This window comes from Hylemonella sp. GW821-FHT12C09 (genome assembly GCF_058807395.1).
Genome location: NZ_JBXAQQ010000001.1, coordinates 431749 through 447749 on the forward strand (window position 1 = coordinate 431749; position 16001 = coordinate 447749).

The 16001-nt window shown below is 66.7% G+C and carries 16 protein-coding genes; 10 read left to right on the forward strand and 6 right to left on the reverse strand.

The features are described from left to right. The 4 genes from AC1RRP_RS02185 to AC1RRP_RS02200 are packed head-to-tail and all read left to right on the forward strand — an operon-like array spanning window position 1 to window position 4333. Complete coding sequence (locus AC1RRP_RS02185) at window positions 1–456, forward strand: SoxY-related AACIE arm protein (RefSeq protein ID WP_493032798.1); 456 nt, start codon at window positions 1–3, stop codon at window positions 454–456. Beyond that, on the forward strand, window positions 453–776 hold the full coding sequence (gene soxZ / locus AC1RRP_RS02190) for a thiosulfate oxidation carrier complex protein SoxZ (RefSeq protein ID WP_493032800.1): 324 nt from the start codon (window positions 453–455) through the stop codon (window positions 774–776). Before AC1RRP_RS02185 ends, soxZ begins: the two co-directional genes overlap by 4 nt. Next, window positions 773–1540 (forward strand): sulfur oxidation c-type cytochrome SoxA, encoded by a 768-nt coding sequence (gene soxA, locus AC1RRP_RS02195; protein WP_493032802.1) that lies wholly within the window; start codon window positions 773–775, stop codon window positions 1538–1540. Before soxZ ends, soxA begins: the two co-directional genes overlap by 4 nt. 24 nt (window positions 1541–1564) lie before the next feature. Beyond that, a complete protein-coding gene (locus tag AC1RRP_RS02200; RefSeq protein ID WP_493032804.1) occupies window positions 1565–4333 on the forward strand; it encodes a bifunctional diguanylate cyclase/phosphodiesterase in 2769 nt (922 codons plus the stop codon). On the opposite strand, the gene AC1RRP_RS02205 is transcribed toward AC1RRP_RS02200, so the two are convergent. From AC1RRP_RS02205 to AC1RRP_RS02230, 6 genes are all read right to left on the reverse strand, one after another. Then, window positions 4330–5934, reverse strand: coding sequence for a methyl-accepting chemotaxis protein (locus AC1RRP_RS02205; protein WP_493032806.1), 1605 nt, complete (start codon window positions 5932–5934; stop codon window positions 4330–4332). The two genes, AC1RRP_RS02200 and AC1RRP_RS02205, sit on opposite strands and share 4 nt — an antisense overlap. A gap of 175 nt (window positions 5935–6109) precedes the next feature. Then, on the reverse strand, window positions 6110–7849 hold the full coding sequence (locus AC1RRP_RS02210) for a methyl-accepting chemotaxis protein (RefSeq protein ID WP_493032808.1): 1740 nt from the start codon (window positions 7847–7849) through the stop codon (window positions 6110–6112). A gap of 2 nt (window positions 7850–7851) precedes the next feature. Further along, window positions 7852–8379, reverse strand: a complete 528-nt coding sequence (locus AC1RRP_RS02215) for a chemotaxis protein CheW (protein WP_493032810.1) — start codon at window positions 8377–8379, stop codon at window positions 7852–7854. Window positions 8380–8410: 31 nt separating this feature from the next. Beyond that, window positions 8411–8779: a response regulator gene (locus AC1RRP_RS02220; protein ID WP_493032812.1), complete on the reverse strand. Its 369-nt coding sequence runs from the start codon at window positions 8777–8779 to the stop codon at window positions 8411–8413. 111 nt (window positions 8780–8890) lie between these two features. Beyond that, complete coding sequence (locus AC1RRP_RS02225) at window positions 8891–9523, reverse strand: response regulator (protein ID WP_493032814.1); 633 nt, start codon at window positions 9521–9523, stop codon at window positions 8891–8893. Continuing rightward, a complete protein-coding gene (locus AC1RRP_RS02230) occupies window positions 9520–11349 on the reverse strand; it encodes a hybrid sensor histidine kinase/response regulator (RefSeq protein WP_493032816.1) in 1830 nt (609 codons plus the stop codon). Before AC1RRP_RS02230 ends, AC1RRP_RS02225 begins: the two co-directional genes overlap by 4 nt. A gap of 89 nt (window positions 11350–11438) precedes the next feature. On the opposite strand from AC1RRP_RS02230, the gene AC1RRP_RS02235 reads away from it, so the two are divergent. The 6 genes from AC1RRP_RS02235 (at window position 11439) to AC1RRP_RS02260 (ending at window position 15995) form a co-directional block, all read left to right on the forward strand. Continuing rightward, on the forward strand, window positions 11439–11846 hold the full coding sequence (locus AC1RRP_RS02235) for a hypothetical protein (protein WP_493032818.1): 408 nt from the start codon (window positions 11439–11441) through the stop codon (window positions 11844–11846). A gap of 89 nt (window positions 11847–11935) precedes the next feature. Then, entirely contained in the window at window positions 11936–12232 is a 297-nt protein-coding gene (locus tag AC1RRP_RS02240) for a hypothetical protein (protein WP_493032820.1), read from the forward strand. Continuing rightward, window positions 12229–13644 (forward strand): TolC family protein, encoded by a 1416-nt coding sequence (locus AC1RRP_RS02245; RefSeq protein ID WP_493032822.1) that lies wholly within the window; start codon window positions 12229–12231, stop codon window positions 13642–13644. The genes AC1RRP_RS02240 and AC1RRP_RS02245 overlap by 4 nt, the downstream gene beginning before the upstream one ends. 2 nt (window positions 13645–13646) lie before the next feature. After that, on the forward strand, window positions 13647–15029 hold the full coding sequence (locus tag AC1RRP_RS02250) for a multicopper oxidase family protein (protein ID WP_493032824.1): 1383 nt from the start codon (window positions 13647–13649) through the stop codon (window positions 15027–15029). 7 nt (window positions 15030–15036) lie between these two features. Next, on the forward strand, window positions 15037–15525 hold the full coding sequence (locus AC1RRP_RS02255) for a cupredoxin domain-containing protein (RefSeq protein ID WP_493032825.1): 489 nt from the start codon (window positions 15037–15039) through the stop codon (window positions 15523–15525). Further along, window positions 15522–15995 carry a DUF411 domain-containing protein gene (locus AC1RRP_RS02260; protein WP_493032827.1) on the forward strand — a complete coding sequence of 158 codons (474 nt, stop codon included), beginning with the start codon at window positions 15522–15524 and terminating at the stop codon, window positions 15993–15995. Before AC1RRP_RS02255 ends, AC1RRP_RS02260 begins: the two co-directional genes overlap by 4 nt. Window positions 15996–16001 lie beyond the last annotated feature (6 nt).

A 16001-nucleotide genomic window follows, 5' to 3' on the forward strand; every position in this document is an offset into this window, starting at 1 on the left:
ATGAGCCCTGCCACCACACGTCGCCAGTTGCTGCACACCGGCGCCGGCCTGGGCGGCTGGCTGCTGCTGCGCCCGGCCCACGCCGCTGACCAGCTGGACGAGGCCATCCGCGCCTGGACCGGCGGCGCTGCGGTGCAGGCCGGGCGGGTGAAACTGGACATCGCCCCCCTGGTGGACAACGGCAACACCGTGCCGCTGGCCGTGCAGGTGGACAGCCCCATGACGGCGGCCGACCATGTGGTGGCCATCGCCGTCTTCAACCAGAAGAACCCGCAGCCCGACGTGGTGCGTTTCACGCTGGGCCCGCGCGCCGGCCGCGCCAGCGTGGCCACGCGCATGCGCCTGGCCACCACGCAGAAGCTCAGTGCGGTGGCGCGCATGAGTGACGGCAGCTACTGGCAGCACACGATCGAGGTGATCGTCACGCTGGCGGCCTGCCTGGAGGAGCTGGAATGAGCCTGCGCACCCTCATCAAGGTTCCCAGGACCGCGCGCCGCGGCGAGGTGATCGAGATCAGCACCATCATCGGGCACCCGATGGAAAGCGGCTTTCGTCCCGGCGCCGACGGCCAGCGTTTGCCGCGCAACATCATCGAGCGTTTCAGTTGCCACTACAACGAGGAACTGGTGTTCAGCGCCGAGCTGTCCGCCGCCATCGCCGCGAACCCGCTGATCGCCTTTCACACCATGGCCACGGCCAGCGGCACGCTGCGTTTCACCTGGGAAGGGGACCAGGGCCTGCGTCACAGCGAGAGCGTGGCGATCAGCGTCACATGAAGCGGTACAGCGCACTGCTGTTGGCGCTGCTGCTGGCCCCCACCCTGCACGCGCAGATCCCCGAGGCCCAGCGCCGCTCCGACTTCGATTTCATGGGGCCCGCCGTACAGGCCATGCAGCGCGACGACGCGCGCAACCCGGCCATGCTCTGGGTCCAGCAGGGGGCGAGCCTGTGGCAGCAGAGCGCAGGCGCCAGCAACAAATCCTGCGCCAGCTGCCATGGTGAGGTGACCAGCCTGCGTGGCGTGGCGACGCGCTACCCGGCCTTCGACACACCCACGCAGGGGCCCATCAACCTGGCGCAGCGCATCAACCGCTGCCGGCAGTCGCAACAGCAGGCCACCCCCTGGAAGCTGGAGAGCGAGGAGCTGCTGGCGCTGGAAAGCCTGGTGGCCCTGCAGTCACGCGGCCTGCCCATCACCCCGCCCGCGGATGTGCGGCTGCAACCCCACATCGAGCGCGGCCGCCAGCTGTATGCGCAACGCCTGGGTCAGCTCGATCTGTCCTGTGCGCAGTGCCATGAGCAGCGCTGGGGCCAGCGCCTGGGCGGCACCACCATCCCGCAGGGGCATCCCACCAGCTACCCGCAGTACCGGCTCGAATGGCAGGGCCTGGGTTCGCTGCAGCGCCGCCTGCGCAACTGCCTGAGTGGCGTACGCGCCCAGGCCTGGCCGCAGGGCGCCACTGAACTGGTGGAACTGGAACTTTTCCTCGGAGTCCGCGCCCGCGGCCTGCCTTTGGAGGCCCCCGGCGTCAGACCCTGAGCGGAATCGCGGTATATATAGGCCATGCCTCTGAACCGGTTTCGACAGTCCAGCCTCAAGACCCGCGTCGTGCTGGCCGTTGCCCTGCTCTTCGTGGGCTTTGCCAGCCTGCTGACCTGGCTGGTCCTGCGCCATTTCGACCAGAGTTTTCGCCAGAACCTGTACCACGAGCAGTTCGTCCTGGCGACCACCCTGGCCGACAACATCGACGACAAGATACGCCAGAGCCAGACCTTGTTGACCCAGGTGGCTGAGCAAGTGCCGCCACAGGCCCTGCAGAACGCGCAAGTGGCGCAGGATTTTCTGGATCAGAAGAGCTACCTGAAGACGTTCTTCACCAATGGCATCCTGATCATCGATGCGCGGGGCCGCGTCGTGGCCGAATCCCCCTACCTGCCCGGTCGGCGCGGACGGGATGTGTCCAGCCTGGAAGTCTTCAAGGTGGTGAGCGAAACCCGCCAACCTTATATCTCCAAGCCCTTTGCCTCGGTGCGGGCCGGGGGACGACCTGTCATCACCATGGCGCTGCCCCTGCTCGATGCCCAGGGCGAGATGGTCGGCCGACTGCATGGCAGCATCGAACTGCTGGGGCGCAACTTCCTCTCCGACCTCCATGACTTCAAGCTGGGCCAGACCGGCTACGTTTCGCTCTTCACCAAAGACCGGATCTTCATCTCCAACCGCAATCCCCAGCGCATCCTCCAGCCCATCGTCCTGCCGGGACTCAACCCGCTGGTCGATCGCGCCGTGGCAGGTTTTGAAGGCAGCGACACAACCGTGAACTCGCGCGGCGAAGAAGTGGTGAGCAGCTTCAAGCACCTGAGCACCGTGCCATGGATCCTCAGCATGAACCTGCCCGTCAGCGAGGCCACCGAATCGCTGGAGCAGGCACGCGACTTCCTGCTGCTGGCCATCGCGGCGGGCACGGCGGTGGTCGTGTTGCTGATCTGGCTGGTCATGCGCAAGGCCCTGGCCCCGCTGGGCGCACTGACACAGCATGTGCGTGAACTGCAGCACAAGCAAGGCGAGGCCCGTCAGCTCCGTCTGACCGCCAGCGGCGAAATCGGTGCTCTGGTCCAGACCTTCAACACCATGGTCCAGGCGCAGGACGTGCAGCGCCAGTACCTGCAGGACAGCGAAACGCGCTTTCGCAGCCTGGCGGAAATGTCGACCGACTGGTACTGGGAGCAGGACACCCGCTACCGCTTCACCCTGATGTCGCGGGGCCTGGAAAAGACCGGGGTGGACACCTACCTGGGCTGGACGCGCTGGGACATGCCCATCGTCGGCGTCAGCGATGCGCAATGGGCAGAGCACCGCGCCATGCTCGACCGCCACGAACCCTTCCGCAACTTCGTCTACCAGGTCCGCGCCGTGCAGGGCGAGCTGCGAACCTTCTCCATCAGCGGCGTGCCCATGTTCGACGCACAAGGTGTCTTCACCGGCTACCGCGGCATCGGCTCGGACATCACCGACCGCCAAAGCGCAGAGCAGCGCATCGAGTACCTGGCCTACCACGACACCCTGACCGGCCTGCCCAACCGCCTGCTGGTGCAGGACCGCTTCGAGCAGGCCATGGCCCAGGCCGAGCGCAGCCACACCAAGGTGGCCCTGGTCTACCTGGACCTGGACAACTTCAAGTCCATCAACGACACCCTGGGCCACGCGGCGGGCGACGAGTTCCTCAAGGAGGTGGCGCGCCGCCTGCGCAGCTGCGTGCGCGACAGCGACACCATCAGCCGCCAGGGGGGCGACGAGTTCCTCCTGGTCTTGCGCGACCTGCCCGACAGCGAAGTCGTCCTGGCCATCGTCATGAAGATCATGGAGCGGTTGCAGGAACCCCTGCGGATCGGCAACCAGGACCTGGCCTCATCCGCCTCCCTGGGCGTGGCCATCGCACCGGACGACGGACGCGACTTCGAGACCCTGCGCAAGAAGGCCGACCTCGCCATGTACCGCTCCAAGGAGTCCGGCCGCAACACCTACCATTTCTTCGACCTCACGATGGATGCCGAAGCCGGCGAGCACCTGCTCATGCGCAACGGCCTGCGCCGTGCGCTGGAGCGGCAGGAATTCGTTCTCTACTACCAACCCCAGTACGACCTGGTCAGCGGTCGCCTGACGGGCGTGGAAGCGCTGATCCGCTGGTTGCACCCCGAGCTGGGCCTGGTGGCGCCCGGCCGCTTCATCGGCGTGGCCGAGGAAAGCGGCCTGATCGTGCCCATCGGTGACTGGGTGTTGCGCCAGGCCTGCGGGCAGGCCGTGTTGTGGCAGCAGGCCGGCCTGCCTGCGCTGACCATGTCGGTCAACCTCTCGGCCATCCAGTTCAAGCGCGGCAATGTGGAGCAGTCCGTGTCAGGCGCGCTGGCCGAATCCGGCCTGGCACCGCAGCTGCTGGAGCTTGAGCTGACCGAGTCCATCCTGCTGCAGAACGTGGAGAGCGTGCTCACCAGCGTGCGTCAGCTCAAGCAGCTGGGGGTGAAGCTGGCCATCGACGATTTCGGTACCGGCTACTCCAGCCTGTCTTACCTCAAGCGCCTGGACATCGACAAGCTCAAGATCGACCAGAGTTTCGTGCGCGACCTGGCCACCGATCCGGACGACGAGGCCATCGTGCGCGCCGTCATCCAGATGGCACGCAGCCTGAACCTCAAGACCATCGCCGAAGGCGTGGAAACCGACGACATCCGCCACCGCCTGCTGGCCTTTGGCTGCGATGCCGCTCAGGGTTACCTGTACTCGCAGCCGGTTCCGGCCCAGGACATCGAGCGCCTGCTCAAGGCAGCGGCTTAGAAACTCTCCCAGTCATCGCCACCCGCCGGTTTGGCGGCCGGGGCCAGCGCGGGCCGGGCGACCGGGGCCGGTGCGGCGGCCACGCGGTGCGGTACCGCCGCCGCACGGGGTGCGGGCGGGTTGTAGCGCGGCGCCGAGGCCGGGGCGACGGCGGAGGACTGGGCCTGCGACACCTTGAACACGCTGACCGCCTGCACCAGTTCCTGGGCCTGGCTCTTGAGGCTGCTGGCCGCCGCCGCCATCTCTTCCACCAGCGCGGCATTCTGCTGCGTGGCCTGGTCGATCTGCGTGACGGCTTCACCCACTTGCGACACGCCCTTGTTCTGCTCGCTGCTGGCCGCGCTGATCTCACCCATGATGTCGGTCACGCGCCGGATACTGGCCACCACTTCGCTCATGGTGCTGCCGGCCTGGTCCACCAGGGTGCTGCCCTGCTCCACCCGGCTCACGCTGTCGGTGATCAGGGTCTTGATCTCCTTGGCGGCGTCGGCACTGCGTCCGGCCAGCGAGCGCACCTCGGAGGCCACCACGGCGAAGCCGCGGCCCTGCTCACCGGCCCGCGCCGCTTCCACCGCGGCATTGAGCGCCAGGATGTTGGTCTGGAAGGCGATGCCGTCGATCACGCTGATGATGTCGGCGATCTTCTTGCTCGAATCATTGATGCCCTTCATGGTGTCCACCACCTGCGCCACCACCTCGCCGCCCTTGACGGCCACGGTGCTGGCGTTCTGTGCCAGCTGGTTGGCTTGTCTGGCGTTGTCAGCGTTCTGCTTGACGGTGGAGGACAGCTCCTCCATCGAGGCCGCGGTCTGCTGCAGGGCGCTGGCCTGGCTTTCGGTGCGGGCCGAGAGATCGTGATTGCCTGAGGCGATCTCGGCGCAGGCCACGTCCATGCTGCTGGCAGAACTGCGCACAGAAGCCACGGTCGACGCCATGCGATCGAGGGTGGTCTTGAGCGTCTGCGCCACCGGCGTGGACACCGGCACGGTGCCTACGCTGTCCAGGGCGATGCCGTCGGGCCGGTCCACGGCCGCCACAAGATGGCCAAGTTCCAAGCCCTGGCGCGCCGTGCGCCCCATGCTCACCGCCAGCACCACCTCCAGCGCGGTCTGGATCACGACATAAACCGCATGGATCACGACGACACCGAAATTGGGCTGCGTCAGGCAGTACAGGCCAAAACCGGCCGCCTGCAGGCGGTCGAACAGCACGTGGTGCACGGCAAAGGTCACGGCCGACAGCACGATGGGCCGCCAGTCCAGGTAGACCAGCAGCAAGGCCAGGGTGACGAACACACCGAAGTGGAGTTCGGTCATGCCGCGCGCCAAGTCGATGTGCAAGGCCACAAAGAGGGACTGGATCACGGCCAGCGCCAGCCGCGAGGTCAGGCTGCCCTTGGCCGTGGCATAGATCCCCCACGCGGCCGCCAGCAGCACGCCCGAAGTGATCCAAGCCTGGCCCGATTCGACAAAGCTCAAGCCCAGCATGACCGAGGCCGCGGCACTCAGGACGATGGCCGCCAGCATGACCTTGTCGCCCAGCAGGGCCTGGGCCGAATGGGCCTGGGTATGCGCCGGGGCGCTGGATTCGCTGTAACTCATGAAAAAACTCCTGCCCTCAGTGGTCGTCCGCACCGGCGCGCTGTCACGCGCCGAATACATACATTCAGCTTAAATGCCGCGCGATGGCAGGTCAATGCACAAAATCACACCGGGATCGCCGCCTGCACGTCACTTGATTCAGATCAAGGCTCGCGGACAGGCACCGCGCCTGGCTTCAAAAGCTTTCCCAGTCGCCGCCCGCCACCTCGGCCTTCGCGGGAACCGGCTTGCCAGGGACAGGTGCCGACAGGGCGACCGGCGCAGGTTTGCTCGTGGGCCTGGCCGCGGGACGGGTAGCGGACACGTGGCTCACGGTGGCCGGGCGATGCAGCGCTCCCCGGGTCTCCTGCCCTTGCGCCAGCTTGAACACCGCCACAGCCTGCACCAAGTCCTGCGCCTGGCTGTTCAGGCTGGACGCGGCGGCGGCCATCTCCTCCACGAGCGCGGCGTTCTGCTGGGTGGCCTGGTCCATATGGGTGACGGCTTCGCCGACTTGCGATACGCCGGCGCTCTGCTCTACACTGGCCGCGCTGATCTCGCCCATGATGTCGGTCACCCGGCGGATGCTGCCGACGACTTCCGCCATGGTGGCGCCGGCCTGATCCACCAGGGCCGTGCCCTGTTCCACCCGGCCCACGCTGTCGGTGATGAGTGTCTTGATCTCCTTGGCCGCTTCCGCGCTGCGACCCGCGAGCGAACGCACTTCGCTGGCCACCACGGCGAAGCCGCGGCCCTGCTCACCGGCCCGCGCCGCTTCCACCGCGGCGTTGAGCGCCAGGATGTTGGTCTGGAAGGCGATGCCGTCGATCACGCTGATGATGTCGGCGATCTTCTTGCTCGAATCATTGATGCCTTTCATGGTGTCCACCACCTGCGCCACCACCTCGCCGCCCTTGACGGCCACGATGCTCGCGCTTTGCGCCAGCTGGTTGGCTTGTCTGGCGTTGTCGGCGTTCTGCTTGACGGTGGAGCCCAGCTCCTCCATCGAGGCGGCCGTCTCTTCCAGCGCGCTGGCCTGGCTTTCGGTGCGAGACGACAGGTCCTGATTCCCCTGGGCAATCTCTGCGCTGGCTGTGGCAACTGACTCGGAACCCTGGCGCACGCTCGCCACCAGCCGAACCAAGCTGCCCTGCATGCGCTTCATGGCCGACAGCAGTTGCCCAGGTTCATCCTGGCCGCTCACCTCAATGCGTGCAGACAGGTCGCCGGCCGCTACGGTCTCGGCCATATCGACAGCATCGTTGATGGGTCTGACGATGGAGCGCGTGATCAACAACGCGGCCAGTAAGCCCAGCACCAGGGCTACGCCGCTCATACTCACCATGACGAGTCGCGCTGTCTTGTAGGTCTGCTCAGACCGCGCATAGGCCGCATGGTTGAGCTGTTCCTCGAAGGCGGTCAGCTCATTCAAGGCCGTCAACCATTGGTTCTGTGGCAACAGCGCGTCCTGGAGCAACACCTTCATCGCCTCGTCCGTCTTGTTGGCCAAGCTCAACTCGATAACCTTGCTGTTGATCGGGCGGCTCTGCTCTTTGAGCTGCTTGATACGAGCAAACAAGGACTTCTCCCGATCCGTCGTTTCTTTCAGCTCATCGAACATCTTGCCAAGCTTGGTCTCGGTCGCGTCGTATTCGATGCGGTGCTGGACGATCCGCTCCTGTATCTTCTTCCTTTCCGCCTCGTCCGGCACCAACACGATGTCGCGCATGGCTTGGCTGACACGATTCACGTTGAGACGCATTGCCACCACGTGATTGGTTTCCATATTGTTGATCTCGACGATCTCGCGAAGTTCTTTGTGAAGATTACTCATGCTGTAAAGCCCGCTGCCGGCCAGACTGACCAGCAGCAGCAGCATCAAGCCAAAGGCCAGTCCCAGCCGGCTACCGATCCTCACGCTTCTGACGAATTCCATTTTCATGCTCCTTTACATGTATTCATGTGTTCCGGCTGAGAGATCAGCCCCATCTCGGCGCTGCTCATGACGCGCTCGATGTCGAGCAGGATCAGCATGCGATCGGCCACGGAGCCGATGGCCAGCACGTGGTTGTTGTCGATGGTGCCGGAGAATTCCGGCACCGGGCGCAGTTGCTCGGGCGCCAGCGTGATCACGTCGGACACGGCGTCCACCACCATGCCCACGACCTGCCGGCCGATGTTGAGCACGATCACCACGGTGAAGCTGTCGTACTTCACCTCGTCCATGCGGAACCTGATGCGCATGTCGATGATGGGCACGATGGTGCCGCGCAGGTTCACCACCCCCAGGATGAAGGCCGGCGCATTGGCCATGCGCGTGGGCTGCTCGAAGGAGCGGATTTCCTGCACACGCAGGATGTCCACGCCGTACTCTTCGCGGCCCAGCTTGAAGGCGAGAAACTCGCGGATGGAAGTCTGTGTGCCGGTAGGCACCGTTTGCGTCGCAGAGGTCAGTTCGATGCTCATGGCAATCTCCTGAAGGTTGAGGGTGAAGATCTCAGTGGGTGGTTGCCGCCTGCTCATGCAGCAGCGCCAGCAGTGGCTCGAATTCGGTGGATTTGTCGAAGAACCAGTCGGCACCCGCCTGTGCGCAATGTTGCCGGTTGTAGTCATCGGCGGCATTGGTCAGCACAGCGATGCGCAGGCCTTCCCGCATGCGCTTGAGCAGCGGGATGATGCGCACGGCATTGCCGTCAGGCAGGTTCAGGTCCAGCACGATCAGGTCGGGCTGGAAGTAGGAACCCACGTACAAGGCCTGATGCAGGCTGTCTGCGATCGCTACCGGCTGGATACCCGGTATGCGCTCGATCAGCCCGACCAGGCGGGAGCGGATCAGTTCGGAGTCGTCGACGACGAGCAGCTTCATGACCGCGATGGTGCCGGCGCAAGGCCGGCGCCGCCATCGGAGGCGCCCGGTTCGGCTGTCGGAATCGGCTGGCCGGTGTAGGGCGATTCCTACCCGCCGGCCATCGGGATCTCAGTCCAGCAGCCCGTGCTGCATGGCGTAGCGCACCAGTTCGGCGGTGCCGCCGAGGTTCATCTTCTCCAGCAGGCGCGCCATGTGCGTGCTGACCGTCTTGTTGCTGATGCAGAGCTGGCCGGCGATCTCGTTCACGCCCTTGCCCGCCACCAGCAGGCGCAGCACATCCAGCTCCCGGTCCGACAAGGACTGGTGGGGCAGCTTGTCGCTGCCCAGGGAGACGTCAAAGACCAGTTTCTCGGCCAGCTCGGGCACGATGTACTTGCCGCCCCCGGCCACTTTGCGGATCGCACCCAGCAGCACCTCCATCTCGCTGTCCTTGGTGACATAACCGCTGGCACCGGCCTTGAGCACCCGCGCGGCCACCTGCGGCTCGTTGTGCATGCTCAGCACCAGGATGGGCAGCTCGCCCCAGTGCGAGCGGATGCGGGCGATGAGGTCGGGGCCGCTCAGGCCCGGCATGTTGAGGTCCAGCAGGAGCAGGTCGGGCTGCTGGCGGCGCAGCGCATCCAGCACCGTGGCGCCATCGACGGCCTCGGCCACGACCTCGATGTCCGGGGCCAGCGTGAAGAGCTGTTTCAGGCCACTGCGCACAATGGCGTGATCGTCGGCGAGCATCAGCTTGATCATGTGTACCCCCGCCACTGGCTGGCCTGGTGCAGGGGCACCACCACGCGCACGCGCGCGCCCTGGTCCGGCGCACTGCTGATGTCGACGCGACCGCCCAGGGCCAGCGCCCGCTCTTCCATGCCCAGCAGGCCGAAGGAGCGGCGCGAGCGGACCTGCACCGGGTCGAAGCCCTGGCCGTCGTCGACCACCTCCAGCACCAGATCAGCGCCCTGCTCCTGCAGCGTCACCAGCACCTGGCTGGCTCGCGCGTAGCGCGTGATGTTGGTCAGCGATTCCTGCACGATGCGGAACAGGCCGATGGCCCTGTCTTCGGGCAGTTCGACCGACAGCGGGGCGCCACGAAACTCGCAGGGAATGGCGGCATGCCGGGTCAGCTCGCTGCACAGCCACTCGATGGCCGGCACCAGCCCCATGTCCAGCGCGGCGGGCCGCAGATTGGCCGCCACATTGCGCACGCCCTGGATGGCGCGGTCCACCAGGCCGCGCATTTCCCGGAGCTTGTCCGTCACCTCGAACGATGGGCTGCCGTGGCGCATCTCCGCGAAGGTCAGGTCCATGCGCAGCGCCGTCAGCACCTGGCCCAGCTCGTCGTGGACCTCCCGCGCGATGTTCTTGCGCTCGTATTCGCGCATGGCCTCGCCCAGCGCCGCCATCTCGCGCAGGCGCTGGCGTGACATGCTGATTTCCTGCTGGATGCGGCGGCTCTCGGTGACGTCGTGCGCCGTGGCAAACAGGCCGACCACCTCGCCTTGCTCATTGCGAAAGGCCCTGGCGTTGCACAGCACGTCGTAAGTCCGGCCACTGGCGTGCTGGATGGTGAGCTGGTAGTTGAGCGCCTGCCCCTCGGCCATGACCTGCTTGTAGCCTTCATATAGCTTCTCGGGCTGCGTGAACCGGCTGGGCGCGTCACTGCCGATCAGCGCATCGCGGGAAAGTCCCGTGATCTGGCAGGCCGCATCGTTGGCATCCTGCACCTTGCCGGTCAGGTCGATCAGCACCATCGGGTCCATGCTGGTCTCGATCAGGCTGCGGGCATAACGCGCCGCCTCGCGCAACTTCTCCTCCTGCGCGATCCGGTTCGTGGCGTCGCGCACCATGGCCAGCAGCAGGGGCCCGCGGCTGGCCTGCAAGGCGCTGACGCTGACGTCCGCCACAAACTCGCTGCCATCCTTGCGCTGGCAACGCGTGTGTGATTCGATGCGCGCCCCCCGGGGTTGCCCGAGCACCGATGCTCGGCTCTCACGTGTCCCGGCGCGCGCCTCCGGGGTCAACAGCATCTCCACCGGAAGGCCCAGCAATTCGTCTCGGTCATAAGCGAACAACGCCAGGGTGCGGGCGTTGGCCTGCACGATGTTCCCCTCCTGATCGGACAGGATGATGGCATCCGGTGCAAATTCGATCACGTCGCGGAACTTGCCTTCCAGGCTGCGCCGCTGCGCGTACAGGGCCAGGTGGGTGTTGACCCGCGCCAGCAGCACGGGGACGCTGATGGGCTTGGTCACGAAATCGGCCGCCCCGGCCTCGAAACCGCGGGTCTGCGCCTCGCTATCGTCCAGGGCACTGAGAAAGATGACGGGGATGGCGCGGGTGGTTTCGTCCGATTTGAGCCGCGCGCAGACCTCGTAGCCGTCCAGGCCGGGCATCATCACATCCAGCAGGACGAGGTCGGGCGGCTCCTGCTTCACCCTCTCCAGCGCGCGCTCCCCGCCGGCCGCCTGCTGGGCCTCGTAGCCGGCCTGCTCCAGGATGGTCGTCACCAGCAGGCGGATCTCGGGGGTGTCGTCCACCACCAGGATGCGTGCCTTGGAAGTCTGTGTCTGGGTCATGGGTATTCGAGTATGTCGCAAGGCTGACGGTCGCGCTGTCCATTTTTTCACGATCGGAACTTTCTTCCCTTAGCCCGTATCATTCAGCCATGGTCCGACCCCCTACCGCCATGCGCGCCCTCTTCCTGGCCCTGATGATCGCCCTGCTGCCCCTGCGCGGCTGGGTCGGTGACGTCATGGCCATGGAGCGGCTGGGGCAGGCCCTCCCGACCGCCCCGGCGGCGGCGGCCGTTCACGGCGAATGCCATGAGGCGCAGCTACACCACGGCCACGACGCTGCGCACGAGGACATGGGCCACCCTGCCGGGCAGGCCAGCGTCCATGCCCAGGCCGACTGCTCCGGCTGCACGGTCTGCCAGATCTGCCATTCGGTCGTCCTGGCCAGCGCCCCCGTGCCAGCCAGTACCGCCGAGCTGCCCACGGCTCTGCCGCCATCGCACGCGCGCCCGTACGCCAGCGCTGAACCCGTCCCCGGCTTCAAACCGCCCATTTCCTGACCCTCATACCCGAGGTGCGTCCGCAGCCGGCCGATGGCCGCAGCGCTGCGTACGCGAACCCTGTTTTTCAGGTTGTCGAGGAGTCTTTCATGAACAAGAAATGGATGCTGCTGGCGGTGCTGGGCTGGCCTGTGCTGGGCCCGTCCCAGACCCTGCCGCAGCAGGCGGCCGCAGCCGCCGCGGCGGATGTGCCGGTTCCGGCCGTCGCCTACCAGCCCCTGAAGCCCGTGGGGGCGAGCGCGCTGGTCCAGGAGGTGCAGGACTGGAAGGCCGCCAATGCGGCGGTCGGCCAGTACCCGCGCGGCCACAGGGACATCGTCAAGTGGGAAAAGGCGCAGCCACCAGCCCCTGCGGCAGCGATGCCGTCGCAGGAGGCACCGCGATGAAACGCCGCCACTTGCGCCATAGCAGCCTGGCCCTGGCCGCCTTGCTGCTCTCCGGCTGCGCCACGCTGGCGCCCGAAAAGAACCTGGCCGACGTGCAGCAACTCACCGAGGGCCGCACCGCCGGTGTGGCGGTGGACCTGCAACGCCCCGGCAAGGACCACGAAGCCGTGGTGGCCGAACTGCTCAGGCAGCCGCTCAGTGCCGAAAACGCCGTGCGCATCGCGCTGCTGGGCAGCCCCGCCGTGCAGCAGGCACTGATCACGCTGGACCTCAGCGACGCGCTGCGTGTGCAGGCCGGCCGTGTGCCCAACCCGCACTTCTCCATCGCCGAGCTGGCCGAAGGCGACAAGCGCGAGATCGAACGCGCGCTGCGCTTTGATCTGGTGGGCCTGCTCTTCCTGCCCTGGAAGAGCGAGTGGCAGAGCCGCCAGCATGAACTGGCCAAGCTGCAGGCGGCCCAGGACATCGCGCGCCTGGCCACGGAGGTGCGCAAGGCCTGGATCAACGCCGTGGCGGCCGAGCAGAGCCTGCGTTATCTGCGTGACGTCCAGGACGCTGCCGAAGCCGGCGCCGAGCTGGCGCGGCGCATGACCCGCGTGGGCAACTTCAGCAAACTGCAACAGGCGCGCGAACAGGTGCTGGTGGCCGACGCTGCAGCCCAGGTGGCACGCGCGCAGCAGCGCGCCCACGGCGAGCGCGAGAAGCTCACACGCCTGCTGGGACTGTGGGGCGCGCAGGCGCAGTTCACCCTCAGCCCCCGCCTGCCCGAGCTGCCCGCCAGGCCACCGGCGCAGAACGACGTGGAAGCCCGTGCGCTGCGCGAGCGCCTGGACGTGCGCCTGGCCGTCACCGAGACCGGCTGGGTCGCCGACGCCCTGGGCCTGGTGAAGGCCACGGGGTACCTGGACGGCATGACGCTGGCCTACAAGCACACCAGCACCGTGGATGGCGCCGGCGAGCGCGAACAGAAGCACGGCTGGGAGCTGGAGCTGCCGCTGCCGATCTTCGACTGGGGCAGCGCACGCAATGCGCGGGCCGAGGCGCTCTACCTGCAGTCGGCCGTGCGCGTGCGCAATGTGGCCGTGCTGGCGCGCAGCGAGGCGCGCGAAGCCTACATCGGCTGGCGCACCGCCTATGACCTGGCACGCCACTACCGCGAAGAGGTGGTGCCGCTGCGGCGTTTCATCGGGGACGAGATGCTGCTGCGCTACAACGGCATGCTCTCCAGCGTCTGGGACCTGCTGGGCGAGATTCGCCAGCAAAGCCTGAGCGTGAACCAGGCGCTGGAAGCCCAGCGCGACTTCTGGCTGGCCGACGCCGACCTGCAACTCACCCTGACCGCGACCTCGCCTGGCGCGCTCACCCAACTGCGCGGCAACGCCGCTGCGGCCCCGGCCGCACGAGGACATTGAACATGAACCGACGTCATTTTTTCGGCGGCGCCGCCCTCACTGCCGTGGCCGCGGCCTCGGTCAGCAAGGTGGCCATGGCCGCGCTGCCCGAACCGGTGCAACGCGAGACGCCAGACACCGCCCCCCCGCTGCAGCCCGCGAGCGGCCGCCCCTACAACCCGGTGGTCACGCTCAACGGCTGGACCTGCCCATGGCGCATGAACAACGGCGTCAAGGAATTCCACCTGGTGGCCGAGCCCGTGGTGCGCGAGATCGCGCCGGGCATGAAGGCCCACCTGTGGGGCTACAACGGCCAGAGCCCGGGGCCGACCATCGAGGTGGTGGAAGGCGACCGCGTGCGCATCTTCGTCACCAACCGGCTGCCCGAGCACACCACCATCCACTGGCATGGCCAGCGACTGCCCAACGGCATGGATGGCGTGGGCGGGCTGAACCAGCCACAGATCCCCGTGGGCAAGACCTTTGTCTACGAGTTCGTGGCGCGGCGGCCCGGCACCTTCATGTACCACCCGCATGCCGACGAGATGACGCAGATGGCCATGGGCATGATGGGCTTCTGGGTCACGCACCCGAAGACGAAACATCCGCTGATCAGCGAAGTGCAGCGCGACTTCTGCTTCCTGCTCAATGCCTTCGACATCGAGCCCGGCAGCGCGACACCGAAGATCAACACCATGCTCGACTTCAACCTCTGGACCTGGAACAGCCGCGCCTTCCCCGGCATCGACACGCTCAACGTGCGCCTGGGCGACAAGGTGCGCATCCGTGTGGGCAACCTGACCATGACCAACCACCCCATCCACCTGCACGGCCACGAGTTCGTGGTGACGGGCAGCGATGGCGGCCCCTGGCCGATGGCGGCACGCGCACCGGAGGTGACCACCGACGTGGCCGTGGGCCAGATGCGGCAGGTGGAGTTCGTCGCCGACGAGGAAGGCGACTGGGCCTTCCACTGCCACAAGAGCCACCACACCATGAACCCCATGGGCCACGCCGTGCCGACCATGATCGGGGTGGACCACCGCGGCCTGGTGCAGAAGCTGCAGAAGCTGGTGCCCGACTACATGGTCATGGGCGAGCGCGGCATGGCCGACATGGGCGAGATGGAAATGCCCCTGCCCGAGAACACCCTGCCCATGATGACCGGCACCGGCCCCTACGGCCCGGTGGAGATGGGCGGCATGTTCTCGATGCTCAAGGTACGCCGCACCCAGAAGGCCGGCGACTACAGCGACCCGGGCTGGTTCCAGCAACCTGCCGGCACTCAGGCCTACGAGTGGACCGGCGCGCCCCCCGCAGCACCCCGTGCTGCCGCTCCAGACAGCGGCCAGGGCGCCGTCGAAGTCAAGGCGGTCAAGCCCACGTCACACGACACACATCACTGAGGACACCATGAAACACCTTGTTTACATACTGGGCGCCATCCTGCTGGGCGCCAGCCCGGCCTGGGCCCATGGCGACAAAGCCGACACCCATGCGCCCGTGGTCAAGGAGCAGAAGGACTGGGGCATCGCCGGCGACGCCAAAGACGTCAGGCGCACCATCACCCTGGTCATGACCGACAACATGCGTTTCGCGCCCGACCGCATCGAGGTGAAGCAGGGCGAGACCGTGCGCCTGCGCATCCAGAACAAGGGGCAGCTGCTGCACGAACTGGTCATCGGCACCCCCGCGGAGCTCGCCGCCCACGCCGAGCAGATGATCAAGCATCCGGGCATGGAGCACGACGAGCCCTATATGACGCACGTCAAGCCCGGCCAGCGCGGCGAGATCGTCTGGACCTTCAACCGCGCCGGCCAGTTCGAATTCGCGTGCCTGATCGCCGGCCACTTCCAGGCCGGCATGAAGGGCAGCATCACCGTCACAAGGAGTCAACCATGAATCGACGCAAACTCTTGCACACCTCGGTCGCCCTGGCGGCCGCAACGCTGGCAGGCCTGGGCCTGGCCGCCCAGCCCCCGCGCCCCATGGTCGAGGTCTGGAAAACGGCCAACTGCGGCTGCTGCAAGGACTGGATCAAGCACCTGCAGGCCAGCGGCTTCGACGTGAAGACGAATGACGTGAGCAATGACCGCAAGAACGAGGTCCGCCAGCGCCTGGGCCTGGCCGAGAAGTTCGGCTCCTGCCACACCGCCCTGGTGAACGGTTATGTGCTCGAAGGCCATGTGCCGGCACGCGAGATCCAGCGCCTGCTCAAAGACAAGCCCGTCGCCGTCGGCCTGGCCGTGCCCGGCATGCCCGTGGGTTCACCCGGCATGGACGGCCCCGAGTACGGCGGCCTGAAGGACCCCTACGACGTGCTGCTGGTGCAACGCGGTGGCACGGCCCGTGTGTTCCAGTCCTACCGATAATCGATA

Excerpts from the sequence above, each read along its gene's own strand:
- AC1RRP_RS02185 (WP_493032798.1), top strand. The coding sequence starts at position 1 with ATGAGCCCTGCCACCACACGTCGCCAGTTGCTGCACACCGGCGCCGGC.
- soxZ (WP_493032800.1), top strand. The coding sequence starts at position 453 with ATGAGCCTGCGCACCCTCATCAAGGTTCCCAGGACCGCGCGCCGCGGC.
- soxA (WP_493032802.1), top strand. The coding sequence starts at position 773 with ATGAAGCGGTACAGCGCACTGCTGTTGGCGCTGCTGCTGGCCCCCACC.
- AC1RRP_RS02200 (WP_493032804.1), top strand. The coding sequence starts at position 1,565 with ATGCCTCTGAACCGGTTTCGACAGTCCAGCCTCAAGACCCGCGTCGTG.
- AC1RRP_RS02205 (WP_493032806.1), bottom strand. The coding sequence starts at position 5,934 with ATGAGTTACAGCGAATCCAGCGCCCCGGCGCATACCCAGGCCCATTCG.
- AC1RRP_RS02210 (WP_493032808.1), bottom strand. The coding sequence starts at position 7,849 with ATGGAATTCGTCAGAAGCGTGAGGATCGGTAGCCGGCTGGGACTGGCC.
- AC1RRP_RS02215 (WP_493032810.1), bottom strand. The coding sequence starts at position 8,379 with ATGAGCATCGAACTGACCTCTGCGACGCAAACGGTGCCTACCGGCACA.
- AC1RRP_RS02220 (WP_493032812.1), bottom strand. The coding sequence starts at position 8,779 with ATGAAGCTGCTCGTCGTCGACGACTCCGAACTGATCCGCTCCCGCCTG.
- AC1RRP_RS02225 (WP_493032814.1), bottom strand. The coding sequence starts at position 9,523 with ATGATCAAGCTGATGCTCGCCGACGATCACGCCATTGTGCGCAGTGGC.
- AC1RRP_RS02230 (WP_493032816.1), bottom strand. The coding sequence starts at position 11,349 with ATGACCCAGACACAGACTTCCAAGGCACGCATCCTGGTGGTGGACGAC.
- AC1RRP_RS02235 (WP_493032818.1), top strand. The coding sequence starts at position 11,439 with ATGGTCCGACCCCCTACCGCCATGCGCGCCCTCTTCCTGGCCCTGATG.
- AC1RRP_RS02240 (WP_493032820.1), top strand. The coding sequence starts at position 11,936 with ATGAACAAGAAATGGATGCTGCTGGCGGTGCTGGGCTGGCCTGTGCTG.
- AC1RRP_RS02245 (WP_493032822.1), top strand. The coding sequence starts at position 12,229 with ATGAAACGCCGCCACTTGCGCCATAGCAGCCTGGCCCTGGCCGCCTTG.
- AC1RRP_RS02250 (WP_493032824.1), top strand. The coding sequence starts at position 13,647 with ATGAACCGACGTCATTTTTTCGGCGGCGCCGCCCTCACTGCCGTGGCC.
- AC1RRP_RS02255 (WP_493032825.1), top strand. The coding sequence starts at position 15,037 with ATGAAACACCTTGTTTACATACTGGGCGCCATCCTGCTGGGCGCCAGC.
- AC1RRP_RS02260 (WP_493032827.1), top strand. The coding sequence starts at position 15,522 with ATGAATCGACGCAAACTCTTGCACACCTCGGTCGCCCTGGCGGCCGCA.